Source organism: Pantoea sp. Ap-870 (genome assembly GCF_011752515.1).
GTDB lineage: Bacteria > Pseudomonadota > Gammaproteobacteria > Enterobacterales > Enterobacteriaceae > Pantoea > Pantoea dispersa.
In genome coordinates this window covers 1-18,094 of record NZ_VWXG01000010.1, presented here as the reverse complement: position 1 = coordinate 18,094, position 18,094 = coordinate 1, and the positions used below count along the sequence as shown (strand labels likewise).

At 58.0% G+C, this 18,094-nt stretch carries 12 protein-coding genes, 1 rRNA gene and 1 riboswitch; of the genes, 6 read left to right on the top strand and 7 right to left on the bottom strand.

All coding sequences use genetic code 11. From position 1 onward, the window contains the following. Nucleotides 1-54 precede the first annotated feature (54 nt). Nucleotides 55-249, bottom strand: a riboswitch (Lysine riboswitch). Nucleotides 250-285: 36 nt separating this feature from the next. Next, nucleotides 286-531: a hypothetical protein gene (locus tag F3J41_RS19955; protein ID WP_125309290.1), complete on the bottom strand. Its 246-nt coding sequence runs from the start codon at nt 529-531 to the stop codon at nt 286-288. Between the two features lie 99 nt (nt 532-630). Between F3J41_RS19955 and pgi the strand changes: the two genes are divergently transcribed. The 5 genes from pgi (at nt 631) to F3J41_RS19930 (ending at nt 6,716) form a co-directional block, all read left to right on the top strand. After that, nucleotides 631-2,277, top strand: coding sequence for a glucose-6-phosphate isomerase (gene pgi, locus F3J41_RS19950; RefSeq protein ID WP_021508030.1), 1,647 nt, complete (start codon nt 631-633; stop codon nt 2,275-2,277). Between the two features lie 641 nt (nt 2,278-2,918). Then, entirely contained in the window at nt 2,919-3,167 is a 249-nt protein-coding gene (gene yjbE, locus F3J41_RS19945; protein WP_021508031.1) for an exopolysaccharide production protein YjbE, read from the top strand. Nucleotides 3,168-3,244: 77 nt separating this feature from the next. Next, a complete protein-coding gene (locus F3J41_RS19940; protein WP_166712198.1) occupies nt 3,245-3,892 on the top strand; it encodes a YjbF family lipoprotein in 648 nt (215 codons plus the stop codon). Then, entirely contained in the window at nt 3,889-4,626 is a 738-nt protein-coding gene (locus tag F3J41_RS19935; RefSeq protein WP_059009872.1) for a capsule biosynthesis GfcC family protein, read from the top strand. The genes F3J41_RS19940 and F3J41_RS19935 overlap by 4 nt, the downstream gene beginning before the upstream one ends. Further along, entirely contained in the window at nt 4,626-6,716 is a 2,091-nt protein-coding gene (locus F3J41_RS19930; protein ID WP_166712196.1) for a YjbH domain-containing protein, read from the top strand. The genes F3J41_RS19935 and F3J41_RS19930 overlap by 1 nt, the downstream gene beginning before the upstream one ends. A gap of 132 nt (nt 6,717-6,848) precedes the next feature. Here the strand turns inward: F3J41_RS19930 and metH are convergent, their stop codons facing one another. Further along, complete coding sequence (gene metH, locus F3J41_RS19925; RefSeq protein ID WP_166712194.1) at nt 6,849-10,532, bottom strand: methionine synthase; 3,684 nt, start codon at nt 10,530-10,532, stop codon at nt 6,849-6,851. A gap of 196 nt (nt 10,533-10,728) precedes the next feature. Here metH and iclR point away from each other — a divergent pair, with 196 nt between their 5' ends. After that, nucleotides 10,729-11,559, top strand: coding sequence for a glyoxylate bypass operon transcriptional repressor IclR (gene iclR, locus F3J41_RS19920; RefSeq protein WP_059012756.1), 831 nt, complete (start codon nt 10,729-10,731; stop codon nt 11,557-11,559). Here iclR and aceK read toward each other — a convergent pair. The 5 genes from aceK to rrf form a co-directional block, all read right to left on the bottom strand. After that, nucleotides 11,556-13,292: a bifunctional isocitrate dehydrogenase kinase/phosphatase gene (gene aceK / locus F3J41_RS19915; RefSeq protein WP_159377404.1), complete on the bottom strand. Its 1,737-nt coding sequence runs from the start codon at nt 13,290-13,292 to the stop codon at nt 11,556-11,558. The genes iclR and aceK overlap by 4 nt on opposite strands. A gap of 66 nt (nt 13,293-13,358) precedes the next feature. Further along, on the bottom strand, nt 13,359-14,663 hold the full coding sequence (gene aceA / locus F3J41_RS19910; RefSeq protein ID WP_166712192.1) for an isocitrate lyase: 1,305 nt from the start codon (nt 14,661-14,663) through the stop codon (nt 13,359-13,361). A gap of 16 nt (nt 14,664-14,679) precedes the next feature. Then, nucleotides 14,680-16,278 carry a malate synthase A gene (aceB, locus tag F3J41_RS19905; RefSeq protein ID WP_166712190.1) on the bottom strand — a complete coding sequence of 533 codons (1,599 nt, stop codon included), beginning with the start codon at nt 16,276-16,278 and terminating at the stop codon, nt 14,680-14,682. 270 nt (nt 16,279-16,548) lie between these two features. Continuing rightward, nucleotides 16,549-17,478: a homoserine O-succinyltransferase gene (gene metA / locus F3J41_RS19900; protein ID WP_031279798.1), complete on the bottom strand. Its 930-nt coding sequence runs from the start codon at nt 17,476-17,478 to the stop codon at nt 16,549-16,551. A 299-nt stretch (nt 17,479-17,777) separates the two neighbouring features. Then, a 5S ribosomal RNA gene (gene rrf, locus F3J41_RS19895) occupies nt 17,778-17,893 on the bottom strand. Nucleotides 17,894-18,094 lie beyond the last annotated feature (201 nt).

Below are 18,094 nucleotides of genomic sequence, written 5' to 3'. Positions count from 1 at the left end.
AACAGCCTTGGCACAAGAGAAGAGCAGAATTGGACAGACAAGATCAGGAGATGAGTCACCAAAAGCACTTCACCTTGCGAAACGTCCGACTGCGGACGCTTCTGGTGACAACCCAGAGGATTCAGCCCCTGCAGCCGACAGCACAACACTCCGCGTGTTGCACCACCTCGGCGTCGCACCCCCTGATGTGTTCTCGCTGGATACGGATCCTCAAACACACTGCCTGGGCGACGCGCCTCTTCTGGCTTGCACCCGGAGGTACAAGTCGCGCGCACAAAATACTGATTAATTGTTCCGCTGTCCAGCCTTGCGGCGCCGGGAAAATTCATTTTTACACTTATGCAGCGCATTGCTAAACAAACCCGGAAGCCGCCAGCCGCCTAAAGTAGTCAGCGGTGCGAAAAAACCGGTGTTTTGCTGATGCCGCGCAGAGTAATGCGCGGCGAACCGGCCGACAATCGCCGCCGGATTTACCTGAAACGCTGCGGCTGGCGTCACAAATTTTTTCCTTTCAGTTGCAACTGTGGTCATACTGAAACGCGTGCAAGCCGTAACAAATGCTCAGCATGCCGGGCCAGACAGGATGCGCCCGGATGGAATGACGGTTCTTATATCAACAAGAGTGTTGCCATGAAAAATATCAATCCGACACAAACCGCAGCCTGGAAAGCGCTGCAGCAGCATTTTGATCAGATGAAATCGGTAGAGATTGCCGACCTGTTTGCGCAGGATGCCGATCGTTTTGCGAAATTCTCTGCCACCTTTGATGATCAGATGCTGGTGGATTTCTCAAAAAACCGCATCACCCAGGAAACCCTCGACAAACTCCAGGCGCTGGCGAAAGAGACCGATCTGGCGGGCGCCATCAAATCCATGTTCTCCGGTGAGAAGATTAACCGCACCGAAGATCGCGCCGTGCTGCACGTGGCCCTGCGCAACCGCAGCAATACGCCGATCCTCGTGGATGGCAAAGATGTAATGCCGGAAGTGAACGCGGTGCTGGCGAAGATGAAAGCCTTCTCAGAGCGCATCATCAGCGGCGAGTGGAAAGGCTACACCGGCAAGCCGATTACTGACGTGGTGAACATCGGTATCGGCGGTTCAGACCTCGGCCCATTCATGGTGACCGAAGCGCTGCGTCCGTATAAAAACCACCTCAACATGCACTTTGTTTCCAATGTTGATGGCACGCACATTGCCGAAACGCTGAAACCGCTTAGCCCGGAAACCACGCTGTTCCTCGTGGCGTCGAAAACCTTTACCACGCAGGAAACCATGACCAACGCCCATAGCGCGCGCGACTGGTTCCTGAACACCGCCGGCGATCAGCAGCACGTGGCGAAGCACTTTGCCGCGCTCTCAACCAACGCGAAAGCGGTCGGCGAATTTGGTATTGATACCGCCAACATGTTCGAGTTCTGGGACTGGGTCGGCGGCCGCTACTCACTGTGGTCCGCCATCGGTCTGTCGATCATCCTGTCCATCGGCTTCGAAAACTTCGAACAGCTGCTGAGCGGCGCGCATGCCATGGACCAGCACTTCGCGAACACGCCGGCGGAGCAAAACCTGCCGGTGCTGCTGGCGCTGATCGGTATCTGGTACAACAACTTCTTTGGTGCCGAAACCGAAGCGATTCTGCCGTACGACCAGTACATGCACCGTTTTGCCGCTTACTTCCAGCAGGGCAACATGGAGTCCAACGGTAAGTACGTCGACCGCGACGGCAACCCGGTGGATTACCAGACCGGTCCGATTATCTGGGGTGAACCCGGCACCAACGGGCAGCACGCGTTTTATCAGCTGATCCATCAGGGCACCAAGCTGATTCCATGCGACTTCATTGCGCCGGCGCAGACTCACAACGCGCTGGCCGATCACCACCAGAAGCTGCTTTCCAACTTCTTTGCTCAGACCGAAGCGCTGGCGTTTGGTAAAGCCCGCGAGGTGGTAGAGAAAGAGTTTACCGATGCCGGTAAATCGGCGGAGTCCGTCGCGCATATCGTGCCGTTCAAGGTGTTTGAAGGTAACCGCCCGACCAACTCGATTCTGCTGCGTGAAATCACTCCGTTCAGCCTCGGCGCGCTGATTGCGCTGTACGAGCACAAGATCTTCACTCAGGGCGCGATTCTCAACATCTTCACCTTCGATCAGTGGGGCGTTGAGCTGGGCAAACAGCTGGCTAACCGCATTCTACCGGAGCTGGAAAACGATGCGCAGATTAACAGCCACGATAGCTCCACCAATGGCTTAATTAATCGCTACAAATCCTGGCGTTAATTTCACGCTCAGGCTCATCAGGCGGCAGCACATGCCGCCTTTTTTTTGCTCCGATGAACTGCCCCGTGGCAAATAAGCGGATTTTGCTGCCACGCTGCGGTTAGATAATTCTTAAAATGGCCTAAGGAAAATCGGAAGATGCCATCATAAGTGGCGGGCTTATCTGATAAAAAATGGATCTGATTTGTCCGCCTCACCCACCTAAGCAATTGATTAAATTTGTCTTTCTATTTTAACCCTTTCAGGAAAATCTGATTATTCCTATTCCGTGCCATTTTTTAATGCAAAAGTGAAAAATGCTGCTGTGCTATAACGTCCTGCGCAAATATTCCAGCCAGCGAAAAAAGCGCAATTAAAAAAAGCAGCTAACGCCAATTCGCCTTATTTATCACCAGAAATGTCCTGCTTAATCCCCCTCTTTTTCTGGCGCTGAACTCTGGTAATTTGTTGCCCTATACTGAACGCGCCTTCAAGGCTGCCCTGAATACTCCCCCGCTGTCGCCCGGCGGCCCGGGAAACATTATTGCGCGCTGACCACGGTTAGCCAGTTGCATGCGGCCCAGCGGCCATCGGACGGCAGCGTACGGTATGACGGGTAATATCCTTCATTCACGTTTTATCAAGATGCAGGAAACGTTGTTATGAAAAAACTGATGGTTGCCGGTGCAGCCTTACTTTACGTTGCCGTTTCTTCCGCTGCGATTGCCGCACCGGAAGAAGCCGGTGCTGCAGCAGGCGCGCAGGCGGGAGCAATCTCGACCGGTGCGACCACCGCTGTGGGTATCGGCGCACTCGGTGCGTTAGTGGGTCTCGGCGTTGCCGCTGCTGGCGGTGGCGACGGTGCAAATACCGGTACAACAACCACTACCACAACGAGCACCACTCGTTGATGTAGCACCTTTAAACATAACCACACAGTCGTGTGGTTATTTTTTGTTTTTTGCCTCTATTGAGACAGGGATACACAGTGCGCCGACTCACTTTGCTGCTTCTTTGCCTGTTGCTGCAGGCTTGCACACAAACGCAAAAAGGCCTCGAACAGACCGTGATGCTCGCCATCAGCGGTCCGGACGATGTCACCGTCAGCGATGAACAAATCGCTAATCTGCCCTACGCCAGCCTGTATGCGCGCGTCGACAACGGTCCGCGCATCTTTGTGGTGCTGGGCTACCTGGAAAACGGCCAGCAGAAATGGGTGACCCAGGATAAAGCCATGCTGGTGATGCAGCACGGCCGCCTGGTGAAAACCCTCGGCCTGCGCGACAACCTGCAGGCCGTCAGTAACCTGGCGCAGGATCCGCTGGCCGATGCGCTGCGGCTGCAAAATGGCGCGCAGTGGACGCGCGTCGTGCAGTGGCGCGAGCAGGACAACGTGCGCGCCGCCACCGCCCACTCCACCTTTCAGCGCGGCGACGATGAAGTGCTGAACCTCGCCGGCGAGCGGGTGCCCTGCCGCGTCTGGCACGAAACGGTAGAGATGGAGAGCCCCGGCGTCAGCTGGCAGAACACCTTCTGGATCGATAACCGCGACGGTACGGTGCTGCAGGCGCAGCAGATGCTGGCGGCTGACCAGTTCCCGATTGCAACTACCCTTCTGAAGCCGGCGAAATCATGAAAAAAATCAATTCTTTGCTGGCGACATTCGCCCTCACGGCGGCCAGCCACGCGCTGGCGGATAGCCAGGTGACGGTACACCCTGCGCACGATCAGCGCAGTTTCCAGATCGATCATGCCAGCACGCTGAGCGAACTGGTAACGAACCCGGCGCTGCACAGCTGGTGGCCGGGCACGGTGATTGCCGAACGCGGTGCGACCGCCGTGGCGCAGCAGCAGCACGCTCAGCTGCTGGCGGATCTGCGCGCCTGGCAGGCCGACAGCGGTACTTCACTGGCCGCAACCATCGGCAGCGTAATCCAGCAGCTCAGCGCCCTGCAGGTTACCGGGCGCCAGTTTACTTCGCTCGATCCCGACTGGGTGCGGCTGCGTCCGGAAGCCAACCGTAAACTGCAGGGCAGCTACGACCTGTACATCGTGGCAGCGCCGACGCAGGTACGGGTGATGGGCGCACTCAGCCATCCCGGCAGTGAGAGCTGGCAGCCAGGACGCACGGTGCGTGACTACCTCGCGCCGCATGCGCGTTTATCGGGTGCCGAACGCAGCGTGGCCACGGTGATTGCGCCGTCAGGTGAGACGCAACAGGTGCCGATCGCCTACTGGAATCAGCGGCATGTTGAAGTCGAGCCTGGCAGCACCATCTGGCTGGGCTTCTCCACATGGAGCCTGCCCTGGGGCCAGCCTGATTTGAATGCGCGCATGCTTTCCGTTCTGACTCACCGGATGCCAGACTGATGAAAAAACAATTACTCCTCAGCCTGTTGGCTGCTTCTGTCGCCGCCGCATGCCAGGTGCAGGCGGAAACCTGGCCGGAACCGGTCGGTCCTTCACAATCTGATTTTGGCGGCGTGGGCCTGATGCAAACGCCGACCGCGCGCATGGCAAAAGAGGGCGAATTTAGCCTGAACTTCCGCGATAACGATCAATATCGCTACTATTCTGCGTCATTGCAGCTGTTCCCGTGGCTGGAAACCACGGTGCGCTATACCGACGTACGCACCCGTCGCTACAGTGCGGTGGAAGGCTTCAGCGGCAACCAGAGCTATAAAGACAAAGCCTTCGACCTGAAGCTGCGCCTGTGGCAGGAGAGCTTCTGGCTGCCGGAAGTGGCGGTCGGTTCGCGCGATTTGGGCGGTACCGGCCTGTTCGACAGTGAATATCTGGTGGCGAGTAAAGCCTGGGGACCGTTTGATTTCAGCCTCGGGCTGGGCTGGGGCTATCTCGGCAACAGCGGCACCATCAAAAACCCGTTCTGCTCCTACAGCGATAGCTTCTGCAGCCGCACCGGCGGCGGTTCGGCGGGTTCCATTAACGGCTCGCAGATGTTCCACGGCCCGGCGGCACTGTTTGGTGGCATCGAATACCAGACGCCGTGGCAGCCGCTGCGTCTGAAGCTGGAGTATGAAGGCAACGATTATCAGGACGATTTTGCCGGCCGGCTGGAGCAGCGCAGTAAGGTCAACGTTGGCGCAATCTATCGCCTTACCGACTGGGCGGATATCAACGCCAGCTACGAGCGCGGCAATACCTTTATGTTTGGCGTGACCGTACGCACCAACTTTAATTCCTTACACCAGTCGCACCTTGATAGCGCAAAACCGGCTTATCAGCCACAGCCGCAGGGCGATCTGCTGCAGCCGACGGTGGTCGCTAATCAGCTTACCGATCTGAAATACAATGCCGGACTGGATGGTCCGCGCATCCAGACCAAAGGCCGCACGCTATACGTTTCCGGTGAGCAGACCAAATATCGCGACACGCGCGAAGGCGTTGACCGCGCTAACCGCATCATCATGAACAATCTGCCGGCGGGCATTGATACGATTGAAGTCACCGAGTCGCGCTTTAACATGCCGCAGGTCACCACGCGCACCGATGTGGCCAGCCTGAATAACGAACTGCGCGGCTATCCGCTCGGCCACGAGCAGCCGCTGCAGCAGACGCGTGAAGAACCGATCGATCCGGGCACCACCGAACAGGGCTATTTCATCCGTAAGGATCGCCTCAACTACAGCCTGTCGCCGGTGCTGAACCAGTCGGTCGGCGGTCCGGAAAGCTTCTACATGTACCAGCTCGGCGTAATGGGCAATGTCGATTACTGGCTGACCGATCACTGGCTGATTGGCGGCAGCCTGTTTGGCAACATCGCCAATAACTATGACAAGTTCAACTACAACGGCGCGCCAGCCGACTCGACGCTGCCGCGCGTGCGCACCCACATTCGCGACTACGTGGAGAACAACGTTTACGTGAATGATCTGCAGGCCAACTACATGCGCTATCTCGGCAATGGCTTCTACGGCCAGGTGTACGGTGGCTATCTGGAAACCATGTACGGCGGCGTGGGCGGCGAACTGTTGTATCGCCCGGTGGACAGCAACTGGGCTTTTGGTCTCGATGCGAACTACGTGAAGCAGCGTGACTGGGACAACATGATGCAGTTCACCGATTACAAGGCGCCGACCGGGCACCTTACCGCTTACTGGCGTCCGTGGTTCATGCAGGATGTGCTGGTGAAAGCCAGCGTCGGTGAATATCTGGCGAAGGACAAAGGGGTCACGCTGGATGTGTCGAAGCGCTTTGACAGCGGCGTGATGGTCGGCTTCTACGCCACCAAAACCAACGTGTCAGCCGAAGCGTATGGCGAAGGGGATTTCACCAAAGGTTTCTATATTTCGATTCCGATGGATCTGTTTACCGTCACGCCAACCCGTGGCCGTGCGCAGGTGAACTGGGTGCCGCTGACGCGTGACGGCGGTCAGATGCTGGGCCGTAAGTACCAGCTGTACGATCTGACCGCCGATCGCGATGCGCGTTTTTATTAAATCGTAGCGCGGGGTTAAACCCGCGCCATTTAACGGTGCGCATTAATGCGCACCCTACGTGAACCATGTAGGGTCGCCATTGATGGCGACCGCCTGCCAGCATTTGATTGCGCGCGCTGCGCCGGCAATTCATCAATCCGCGTCGTAGCCTAAATTCGGTGCCAGCCAGCGTTCCACGTCGCTGACGCTCATGCCTTTACGCGCCGCGTAATCTTCCACCTGGTCGCGCTGAATCTGCGCCACGGCGAAATATTTACTCTCCGGATGACTAAAATACCAGCCGGACACCGCGGCACCGGGCCACATGGCAAAAGATTCGGTCAGTTTCATGCCGGTGTGATGCTCCACATCCAGCAGCTGCCAGATTTGTGCCTTCTCGGTGTGTTCCGGACAGGCCGGATAGCCCGGCGCCGGACGAATGCCCTGGTAATTTTCGCGAATCAGCTCGTCGTTGCTGAGATTTTCATGGGCGGCATAGCCCCAGATCACCTTACGCACGCGCTCATGCAGATATTCGGCAAACGCCTCCGCCAGGCGATCCGCCACCGCTTTTACCATGATTTTGTTGTAATCATCGTGCTGCTGGTCGAACGCCGCCGCCAGCGCATCCTCCTCCAGCCCGCCGGTGACGGCAAACGCGCCGAGATAATCCGCTTTACCACTGGATTTCGGCGCCACGAAGTCCGCCAGACAGTAGTTGGCAAAGTCGGTTTTTTCCGTTTGCTGACGTAAATGATGGCTGACGCACAGCACCTCGTGCCGGGTCTCGTCACGGTAGATTTCAATGTCGTCGCCAACCCGGTTAGCCGGGAAAATACCGACCACGCCGCGCGGCCTGAGCGTGCCCTGCGCGCTGAGGTTATCCAGCATCGCATTGGCATCGGCAAACAGCCGCGTGGCTTCTTCGCCCACCACCTCATCTTCCAGGATGCGCGGATATTTGCCGGCCAGCGACCAGGTCATAAAAAACGGCGTCCAGTCAATGTAGTTGCGCAGCGTATCGATACTGGCCTCCACTGCGCTGACGCCGGTACGATGCGCCACCGGTGGCGTGTAGCGTTGCCAGTCAATGACGTAATGATTATCGCGCGCGGCCTGTAGCGTGACCGGCGGCGTGCGCGGCTTTTTACGCGCGTGCTGAATCCGCACGGTCTCGTACTCCTTACGCGTGCGCGCCACGAACGCCTCTTTCAGCGTGGGCGACAGCAGCGAAGAGACCACGCCGACGGTGCGCGAGGCGTTCTGCACATAAACCGTCGGGCCGCTGTAATTCTGCTCAATCTTCACCGCCGTGTGCGCTTTCGAGGTGGTGGCCCCGCCAATCAGCAGCGGCAGCGTAAAGCCCTGGCGCTCCATCTCTTTCGCCACGTTCACCATCTCGTCGAGCGACGGGGTAATCAGGCCGGAAAGTCCGATGATGTCGGCGTTTTCCTCACGCGCGGTTTTCAGGATTTTGTCGCCCGGCACCATCACGCCCAGGTCGATGATTTCGTAGTTGTTACACTGCAGCACCACGCCAACAATGTTTTTGCCGATGTCATGCACGTCGCCTTTTACCGTCGCCAGCACGATTTTACCGTTGCTGCGGCCGGCCTCTTTGCTCGCCTGGATAAAGGGTTCGAGGTAGGCCACCGCCTGCTTCATCACGCGCGCCGATTTCACCACCTGCGGCAGGAACATTTTGCCCTCACCAAACAGATCGCCGACCACATTCATGCCGGACATCAGCGGCCCTTCAATGACTTCAATCGGCCGTGCCGCAGCCTGGCGTGCTTCTTCAGTGTCCTGCTCGATAAACTCGGTGATGCCTTTCACCAGCGAATATTCCAGCCGCTTCACCACGTCCCAGCTGCGCCATTCGGCCTGCTGCTTGTCCTGCTCACCCTCGCCTTTGTTGCCGCGATACTTCTCCGCCAGCGCCAGCAGTCGCTCGGTGCCATCGTCGCGCCGGTTGAGGATCACGTCCTCAACCGCATCGCGCAGCTCCGCCGGCAAATCGTCATAAATCGCCAGCTGACCGGCGTTGACGATGCCCATGTCCATGCCGTTGCGGATGGCGTAGTAGAGGAACACCGCGTGAATCGCCTCGCGCACCGGTTCGTTACCGCGGAACGAGAACGACACGTTGGAGACGCCGCCGGAGATCATCGCATGCGGCAGTTCGCGTTTGATGTCTTCACAGGCACCGATGAAATCCATCGCGTAGTTGTTGTGCTCTTCGATGCCGGTGGCCACGGCAAAGATATTGGGGTCGAAAATGATGTCTTCCGGCGGGAAACCGACCTCTTCGGTGAGGATGTGGTAGGCGCGGCGGCAGATCTCAATTTTGCGCGCGTGGGTGTCCGCCTGGCCCACTTCGTCGAACGCCATTACCACCACCGCCGCGCCGTAGCGCCGCACTTTGCGCGCGTGCTCAATAAACGGCTCGACGCCCTCTTTCATCGAGATGGAGTTGACGATGCCTTTGCCCTGAATGCACTGCAGGCCTTTCTCAATCACCTCCCATTTCGAGGAGTCGATCATGATCGGCACACGCGCAATATCCGGCTCACCGGCAATCAGGTTGAGAAAGCGCACCATGGCCGCTTCCGCATCCAGCATGCCTTCATCCATATTGATATCGATAATCTGCGCGCCGTTTTCCACCTGCTGGCGCGCCACGTCCAGCGCTTCGTTGTACTTCTCTTCTTTAATCAGGCGCTTAAATTTGGCCGAGCCGGTCACGTTAGTGCGCTCACCCACGTTGACGAACAGTGAATCGGCCTGAATATTGAGCGGTTCGAGGCCAGACAAACGGCAGGCGACGGCTATTTCCGGTAGCGGTCGCGGTGGCACGCCCTCGACCGCTGCCGCCATCGCCGCAATGTGCTGCGGCGTGGTGCCACAGCAGCCACCAATAATGTTGAGGAAACCGGCGCGCGCCCACTCGCCAATCTGCGCCGCCATCGTCGCCGCATCAAGGTCATATTCGCCGAAGGCATTCGGCAGACCGGCGTTAGGGTGGGCGCTGACATAGCCTTCGGCAATGCGCGACAGCTCCTGCACATACTGGCGCAGTTCGTCCGGGCCAAGCGCGCAGTTGAGGCCGAACGACAGCGGCTCCGCGTGGCGCAGTGAGTTGTAGAATCCTTCCGTGGTCTGGCCGGAGAGCGTACGGCCTGACGCATCGGTAATGGTGCCGGAGATCATCAGCGGCAGCGTCACGCCCATCGCTTCCATCTCGCTCTGTACCGCATAGATCGCCGCTTTGGCATTCAGGGTATCGAACACCGTTTCGATCATGATGATGTCAGCACCGCCGCTAATCAGCGCATGGGTCGATTCGCGGTAGGCGTCCACCAGCTGATTGAAGGTGATGTTACGAAACGCGGGATCGTTGACGTCAGGCGAGATCGAGCAGGTGCGGTTGGTCGGGCCGAGCACGCCAGCAACGTAGCGCGGGCGATCGGGCGTTTTTGCCGTCCACGCGTCGGCGCAGGCGCGCGCCAGTTTCGCCGCTTCGAAGTTGATCTCCGCCGACAGCGCGGCCATTTCATAGTCGGCCATGGCAATCGGGGTGGCGTTGAAGGTGTTGGTTTCGAGAATATCCGCACCAGCCGCCAGGTAAGCATCGTGGATTTCGCGAATGACGTCCGGCTTACTCAGCACCAGCAGGTCATTATTGCCTTTCACATCGCACGGCCAGTCAGCGAAGCGGCTGCCGCGAAAATCCTGCTCATCCAGTTTGTAACTCTGGATCATGGTGCCCATGCCACCGTCCAGAATCATAATGCGTTGTGCCAGCTGCTGCTGTAGCGTTGCGGTTTTATTGCTCACTCTTGCCCCATCCACGTCATTACGCTGGCTAAATGCCAGCCAGTCATACTGGCACAACTTTCAAATGAGCAAAAGTCACCCGTTTACGGCCACCGGCGGCAAAACGACCAGCAGATCCGACCAGTCAGCCAGCGTTTGCATTCATACCATTAAAAACGAAAATGGTTTCCATACCTGCAATGACTGTGGAGATGTTATGGCAACCCCTGCGCCCGCGAAACGCGGCAAAAAACCCCGTACGGCTCCGGTGGCCAGTGCCCCTGCCGGCGGCCAGGTACAATCTCTGACGCGCGGGCTGCGTTTACTGGAGCTGATTGCCGAATCACACGGTAGCGTGGCGCTGACCGAGCTGGCGCAACAGGCCGGGCTTCCCAACTCCACCACTCATCGCCTGCTGACTACCATGCAGCAGCAGGGATTTGTGCATCAGGTGGGCGACCTCGGTTTATGGACCATTGGCGCTCATGCCTTTGTGGTCGGCAGCAGTTTTCTGCAGAGCCGCAATCTGCTAGCGATCGTGCACCCGATCCTGCGCCGGCTGATGGAAGAAGCCGGCGAAACCGTGAATCTGGCGGTGCTGGATCTCAGTGATTATCAGGCGGTGATTATTGACCAGGTACAGTGCACCCAGCTGATGCGCATGTCAGCGCCGATTGGCGGCAAGTTGCCGATGCATGCGTCCGGTGCCGGCAAAGCGTTTCTCGCTCACCTTAGCGATGATCAGGTCACCGCTCTGCTGCATCAGAAGGGATTACATCACTACACGCCGAAAACCCTGATGTCGCCGCATAGCCTGAAGGAGAATCTGGCGCTGATCCGTAAGATGGGTTTTTCGCACGACGACGAAGAGCACGCGCTCGGCCTGCGCTGTGTGGCGGCACCGATTTATGATGAACACGGCGAACCGTTTGCCGCCATCTCCATCTCCGGCCCGCTGGCGCGCATGACCGACGACCGCATTACTGAACTCGGGGCGCTGGTGATCCGCGCGGCGAAGCAGGTAACACTGAGCTATGCCGGCCGCTAGGCGGCCACTGACGCGTAGCGCGCGCTGAAACGCTGTCCGGCGCGCCACGCCATCACCTCTTCGATATGCCCGGCACGGATCCGCGCCTGCAGTGCGCGCCACCAGCCGGGATCGAACAACTGCGGATGCAGCGCCTGCAGCAGTTTTCCGGTCGCCGGTTCGCTGCACAGCGCGTAGCGGAAGGTTTCCGGAAACACATCATCCGGCCCGACGCTGTACCACGGCTCGGCCTGCAGCTCATCCTCTTCGTAACGCGCCGCCGGGACATCGCGGAACACCAGCTCGGTCATCGGGCGGATTTCATCATAGTCGTAAAACACCACGCGGCCATGGCGCGTCATGCCGAAGTTTTTAAACAGCATATCGCCGGGGAAGATATTGGCCGCCGCCAGCTGACAAATCGCATCGCCGTACTCCTCAATGGCGTGCTGGCGCTGTTCCGGCGTCGCCTGCATCAGCCACAGGTTAAGCGGCTGCATACGACGCTCCAGCCATAAGTGGCGGATGATCACTACGTCATCGCGCAGCTCGATTTTTTCCGGAATCTCGCGCTCAAATTCCGCCATCAGCGCCGCCGGAATGCGCGCGCGCGGGATGGCGAAATGCTCAAACTCCTGGGTGTCAGCCATGCGCCCGACGCGGTCATGCTCTTTGACCAGCCGGTAACAGGCGCGCACCTGCGCATCCGTCACCTCTTTTTGCGGCGCGAAGCGATCTTTAATCACCTTAAATACCCGATCAAAACCGGGCAGCGTGAATACCAGCATCACCATACCGCGCACGCCGGGTGCGATGGTGAATGCTTCCTGACTATGCGCCAGGTAATCTAAATATTCGCGATAGCATTCGGTTTTACCGTGTTTCTGGCAGCCAATCGCCATGTAACGCTCGGCAAGGGTTTTGCCCGGCAAAATCGGCTGCAGCCAGGCCACCAGCGCGGCTGGCACCGGCGCGTACACCATGAAATAGGCGCGGGCAAAGCCAAACACGATGCTGGCGTCATTGCTGTCGGTGAGACAGGTATCGATCCACAACCGGCCGGCGTCGTCGCGCTGAATCGGCAGCAGACACGGCACAATCTCGCCCGCGCTCAGCTGCAGCCGCGCCACAATCCAGGCGGTTTTGTTGCGATAAAACAGCTCGCTGGCGACGTCCAGCGTGGCATGGGCCAGCTGTGCCGCGCTGAACTGCTCGTGCAAATGACGCACAATCCAGCCGATGTCGCGCGTCTGATCCTGCCACGTCAGCCGCAACGGAATGTCATTCAATACCTGACGCAGCGTCTCATGCCAGTTGTGCTGCGGCCGGTACAGGCGCGACAGCGGTCGCTGCGCCGGCGGCGCGGGCGCGTACGGCTGTGACGGCAGGATAAACAGCCGCTCAGGCAGTAAGTGGCTGTGCCCCAGCAAGCGACAATAGACAGAATTAAAAAAGCTTTCGGCAATTTCATGACGCGGATAGCCCGGCAGCAGTGTGGCATAATGGCTTTTCACCCGCAGCCAGAAGGCGTCATCCCAGTCGGCCATCTCGTTGAGGATGCGCAACTGATTGGCGACCAGTCCGACGTGATGATCGTACAAATGGATACGCGCTTTCATCGCCTGCTGCACCGCCTGCCAGTCCGCCTGTTCAAAGCGCTGCTGCGCGCCTGCGGTAATATCGAGAAAGCGACCGTACTGCGCATCAAAACCCTGCAGAATCGTGTGGGCGATAAGGGATTCTCTCGGTGACATCTGCAATCTCCGGCAAGCGTGAGCCAGTGAAGCGGTGCGCCATGCTGCGCACCGCGAGTACGCTGATCAGAACTGTGCGGCTTCGGTGGAGCCGGTCAGCGCGGTAACTGACGAGCTGCCGCCCTGAATCACCGTGGTTATGCGGTCAAAATAACCGGTGCCCACTTCCTGCTGATGCGCAGAGAAGGTGTAGCCGCGTTCGCGTGCGGCAAATTCCGGCTGCTGCACCTTTTCCACGTAGTGGCGCATGCCTTCGCCCTGCGCATAAGCGTGCGCGAGGTCGAACATGTTGAACCACATGCTGTGAATGCCGGCCAGAGTGATGAACTGAAAGCGGTAGCCCATCTCGCTCAGTGCCTGCTGGAAGCGGGCAATGGTGCGATCGTCGAGATTCTTCTTCCAGTTAAACGAAGGCGAGCAGTTGTAAGCCAGCAGCTTGCCGGGATACTGCGCGTGAATCGCCTCGGCGAAGCGCTGCGCCAGCGCCAGATCCGGCGTGGAAGTTTCGCACCACAGCACATCGGCATACGGCGCATACGCCAGGCCACGGGCTATCGCCTGTTCGATACCGGCATGGGTGCGGAAGAAGCCTTCAGCGGTCCGTTCCCCGGAAATAAACGGCGCATCGCGCTCGTCGCAATCGGAGGTAATCAGATCGGCAGCGTCGGCATCGGTGCGTGCAATCAGCACCGTGGGCACATCCATCACATCGGCCGCCAGCCGCGCCGCCACCAGTTTCTGAATCGCTTCCTGCGTCGGCACCAGCACCTTGCCGCCCATGTGCCCGCACTTCTTCACCGCCGCCAGCTGATCTTCAAAGTGCACCGCGCCGGCGCCGGCCTGAATCATCGCTTTCATCAGCTCAAAAGCATTGAGCACCCCACCAAATCCGGCTTCCGCATCGGCGACAATCGGCAGGTAGTAATCGATAAAGCCGTCATCGTCCGGCGACAGTCCGCTCGTCCACTGGATTTGATCGGCGCGCTGAAAACTTTGGTTAATACGTTCCACCACGTTCGGCACCGAATTGACCGGGTAGAGCGACTGGTCCGGATACATCTGCCCGGCCAGATTTGCATCGGCCGCCACCTGCCAGCCGGAGAGATAAATCGCCTCAATGCCGGCTTTCGCCTGCTGCACCGCCTGTCCGCCGGTCAGGGCACCGAGGCTGTTGATATAGCCTTTGCGCGCGTCACCGTTCAGGAGTGCCCACAGCTTTCTCGCGCCGCGATCCGCCAGCGTGCAGGCGGGATTAACGGAGCCGCGCAGGTTAATGACCTCTTCGGCGCTGTAAGGACGGGTAATGCCCTGCCAGCGTGATGCCAGCCAGCTATTTTCCAGTTGAGCGATCTGTTGGGTACGATTTGACATAGCAGTATCTCCAGAGTCAGGGCAGCAGGCGGTAGCCCGGCAGGGTGAGGAAAGGAACCAGTTGTTCGTCGGTGGTGATTTGCGCCATCAGCGCAGCCGCATCTTTGTAGCGACCGGCGTCAAAGCGCGAGTCACCCAGGCTGTGGCGCAGGGCCGCCAGCTCTTCATCAAGAAACTGTTCGAACAGCGCGGCGGTCACCAGCTGACCATCGCTGAGGATTTGCTTGTGGTGAATCCACTGCCAGATGGAGGTGCGGGCAATCTCCGCGGTAGCGGCATCCTCCATCAGCCCATCAATAGGCACGCAGCCATTGCCGCTGATCCACGCTTCCAGATACTGCAGCGCAACACGGATGTTGGCGCGCATTCCGGCTTCGGTGCGCTGACCACGGCACGGGCGCAGCAGGCGCTCGGCGGTGATCGGCGTATCCTGTTCACGACTGACGTGCAGCTGATTGGGGCGATCGCCCAGCTGACGGTCAAACTCCGCCATGGCGATATCCGCCAGGCCAGGATGGGCGACCCAGGTACCGTCATGGCCGTTGCCCGCTTCCCGTGCTTTGTCCTCCTGCACTTTCTGCATCACCCAGGCGTTGCGTTCAGCGTCTTTGGCCGGGATCAGCGCCGACATGCCGCCCATCGCCAGCGCACCGCGCCGGTGGCAGGTTTTGATCAGCAGGCGCGAATAAGCCTCGAGGAACGGCTGGTCCATGCTGATCTGCTGACGATCCGGCAGAATGCGGTCACCATGCTGGCCCAGCGTTTTGATGTAGCTGAAGATGTAATCCCAGCGACCACAGTTGAGGCCAACCACGTGATCGCGCAGTTCCCACAGGATCTCATCCATCTGGAATACCGCGGGTAGCGTCTCGATCAGTACCGTGGCTTTGATGGTGCCGCGCGGCAGATCGAAACGATCTTCACTGAAGCGGAAGATTTCCCGCCACCATGCCACTTCCGCCGCATGCTCGGTTTTCGGCAGATAGAACCACGGACCGTGGCCCTTCTCCAGCAGCGCGGTGACGTTGTGAAACAGATAGAGCGCAAAGTCGAATAACCCGCCGGGAATGGCCCGATCGCGCCACTCAACATGCTTCTCATCCAGATGTAAGCCGCGAACCCGGCACATCAGCAGCGCCGGATCGGATCGTAACTGGTAGATCTTGCCGTTTTCGCTGGTGAAGCTCAGCGTGCCGTTAACCGCATCGCGCAGCGCCAGCTGGCCATCAAGCAGTTTTTGCCAGGTCGGTGCCAGCGAATCCTCAAAATCGGCCATGAACACTTTGACGTTAGCGTTCAGCGCGTTGATCACCATTTTGCGATCTGGCGGACCGGTAATTTCGACGCGGCGATCGCGCAACAGCTGAGGAATGGGCCTCACCTGCCAGTCACTTTGCCGAATGGAAGCGGTTTCCGAATCAAAGTCTGGCAACGCCCCCTGATCGTAGCGCTGCTGGCGCTGCTGACGCGCTTTCAGCAGACGCTCGCGCTCGGGTGCAAAGCGCACTACCAGCGAGTGCAGGAAATCAATGGCTTCGGGCGTCAGCAGCTGCTTTTCCGCGTGGGTAAAGGGCTGGCTAAAGGTCAGTGTCGGGCTGATAACCGTGTCTGTCATGCGGGCTGCCTCCTGGTTTGATCCTTTTTCTAACAACAGGATCGGGCTGTAGGGTGTTTTTTAACCGGCAAGATCAGAGCATAATCATTTTTATTTTAATTTCAAAAGCTATTTCCATTTTGGTGTTTATTTGATTTTATTTATCTGATTTAACTGTAATTTAATCTCACGAAATAAAGGCAATACGTTCCATCATAGAAAAAAGGCAAAAAAAAGCCGCGACAACACGCGGCTGTCACGGCAGGTTTAAACGCGCTTTTAGCAGGCGTTTTACTCGAGCGTTGGATTCATGTGGCGCAGATCGAATGGTGTAATCTGGTAGACGTAGTAGTTGAGCCAGTTGGAGAACAGCAGGTTGCCGTGGCTACGCCAGGTGGCGCGCGGCGGCAATTCCGGGTTGTCCTGCGGGAAGTAGTTGAACGGCACCTCAGGGTGCAGGCCGGCCTCGTAGTCCCGATGGTACTCACCCGACAGCGTAAGAGCGTCATATTCCGGATGGCCGGTGACAAACGCCAGTCGTTTGTCTTTACTCGCCATCAGATAGGCACCGGTGCTCTCTGATTCGGCAAACAGCTCGAGATCGGTATAGTCACGAATCAGCTGGCTGGGAAAATCAGCATAGCGTGAATGCGGTGCCAGGAAGTTGTCATCAAAACCGCGCGTCAGTAGCGCGTGCGGATGAAGGATCTGATGCTCATAGACGCCAGACAGCTTGTTCTGTCGCGTCTGTTTAGGAATGCCATACAGGATGTTAAGCGCCGCCTGCACCGCCCAGCAAACGAACAGGGTAGAAGTGACGTGCTCTTTCGCCCAGTGCAGCACGCGCTGAATCTGTGGCCAGTAGGCAACATCATTGAAATCAACCAGCCCCAGCGGCGCGCCGGTGACAATCAGGCCGTCAAAGTTATCGTTAGCGATATCGTCGAAGTTGCAGTAGAAGTTGTTCAGATGCTCGCTTGGCGTGTTGCGCGACTCGCGGCTGTCGATGCGTAACAGCTGAACATCGATCTGCAGTGGCGAGTTAGAGAGCAGGCGCAGAAACTGGTTTTCGGTCTCAATTTTTTTGGGCATCAGGTTAAGAATCAATACTTTAAGCGGACGAATCTCCTGAACACTGGCGCGCGATGAGGTCATGACAAAGACATTCTCATTACGCAAAAAATTCACTGCCGGTAATTCGTCGGGGATCCTGATTGGCATAACCTGCTGACCTCTTGCTGATAACCATATAAACGTTTAGACATCCAGATGCCCGAGATTAGCCTGGCTGCCGCTGGATGTCGAGTCTTCATGCGGTTTATGAAAATGTTTCAGCATTGAGCGGCAATGGCCGCGAGCGCCGCGCGGTGAGCAGCAGCAATAAGGTCGGAATAAAAGCGCGTCAGAATTTTTTCAGGATTAAATAAGTCGTTATGGAGGGGTTTTTAGCGGGAAATTTGCCGGAGTACGGACGTAAAAAAGCCCCGGACTCTCGTCCGGGGCTTCTTTACTTATTTGATGCCTGGCAGTTCCCTACTCTCGCATGGGGAGGCCCCACACTACCATCGGCGCTACGGCGTTTCACTTCTGAGTTCGGCATGGGGTCAGGTGGGACCACCGCGCTGTTGCCGCCAGGCGTATTCTGTTTTCGTCCGTGTCTTTCGCGCTCTGACTGCGTTGCCCCGCTCGCGCCGCTCAGTCACATACTCGTGTATGCTCCTTCACGTCGTCTCGCGTGCCGCCTTGTCACAGCACAAAATCCACTGGACGTAATCCGGTGAACAAAGCTGAAAATTCTTTCGGTCTCTCGGACCAAAACGCCTCTGGCGTTGTAAGG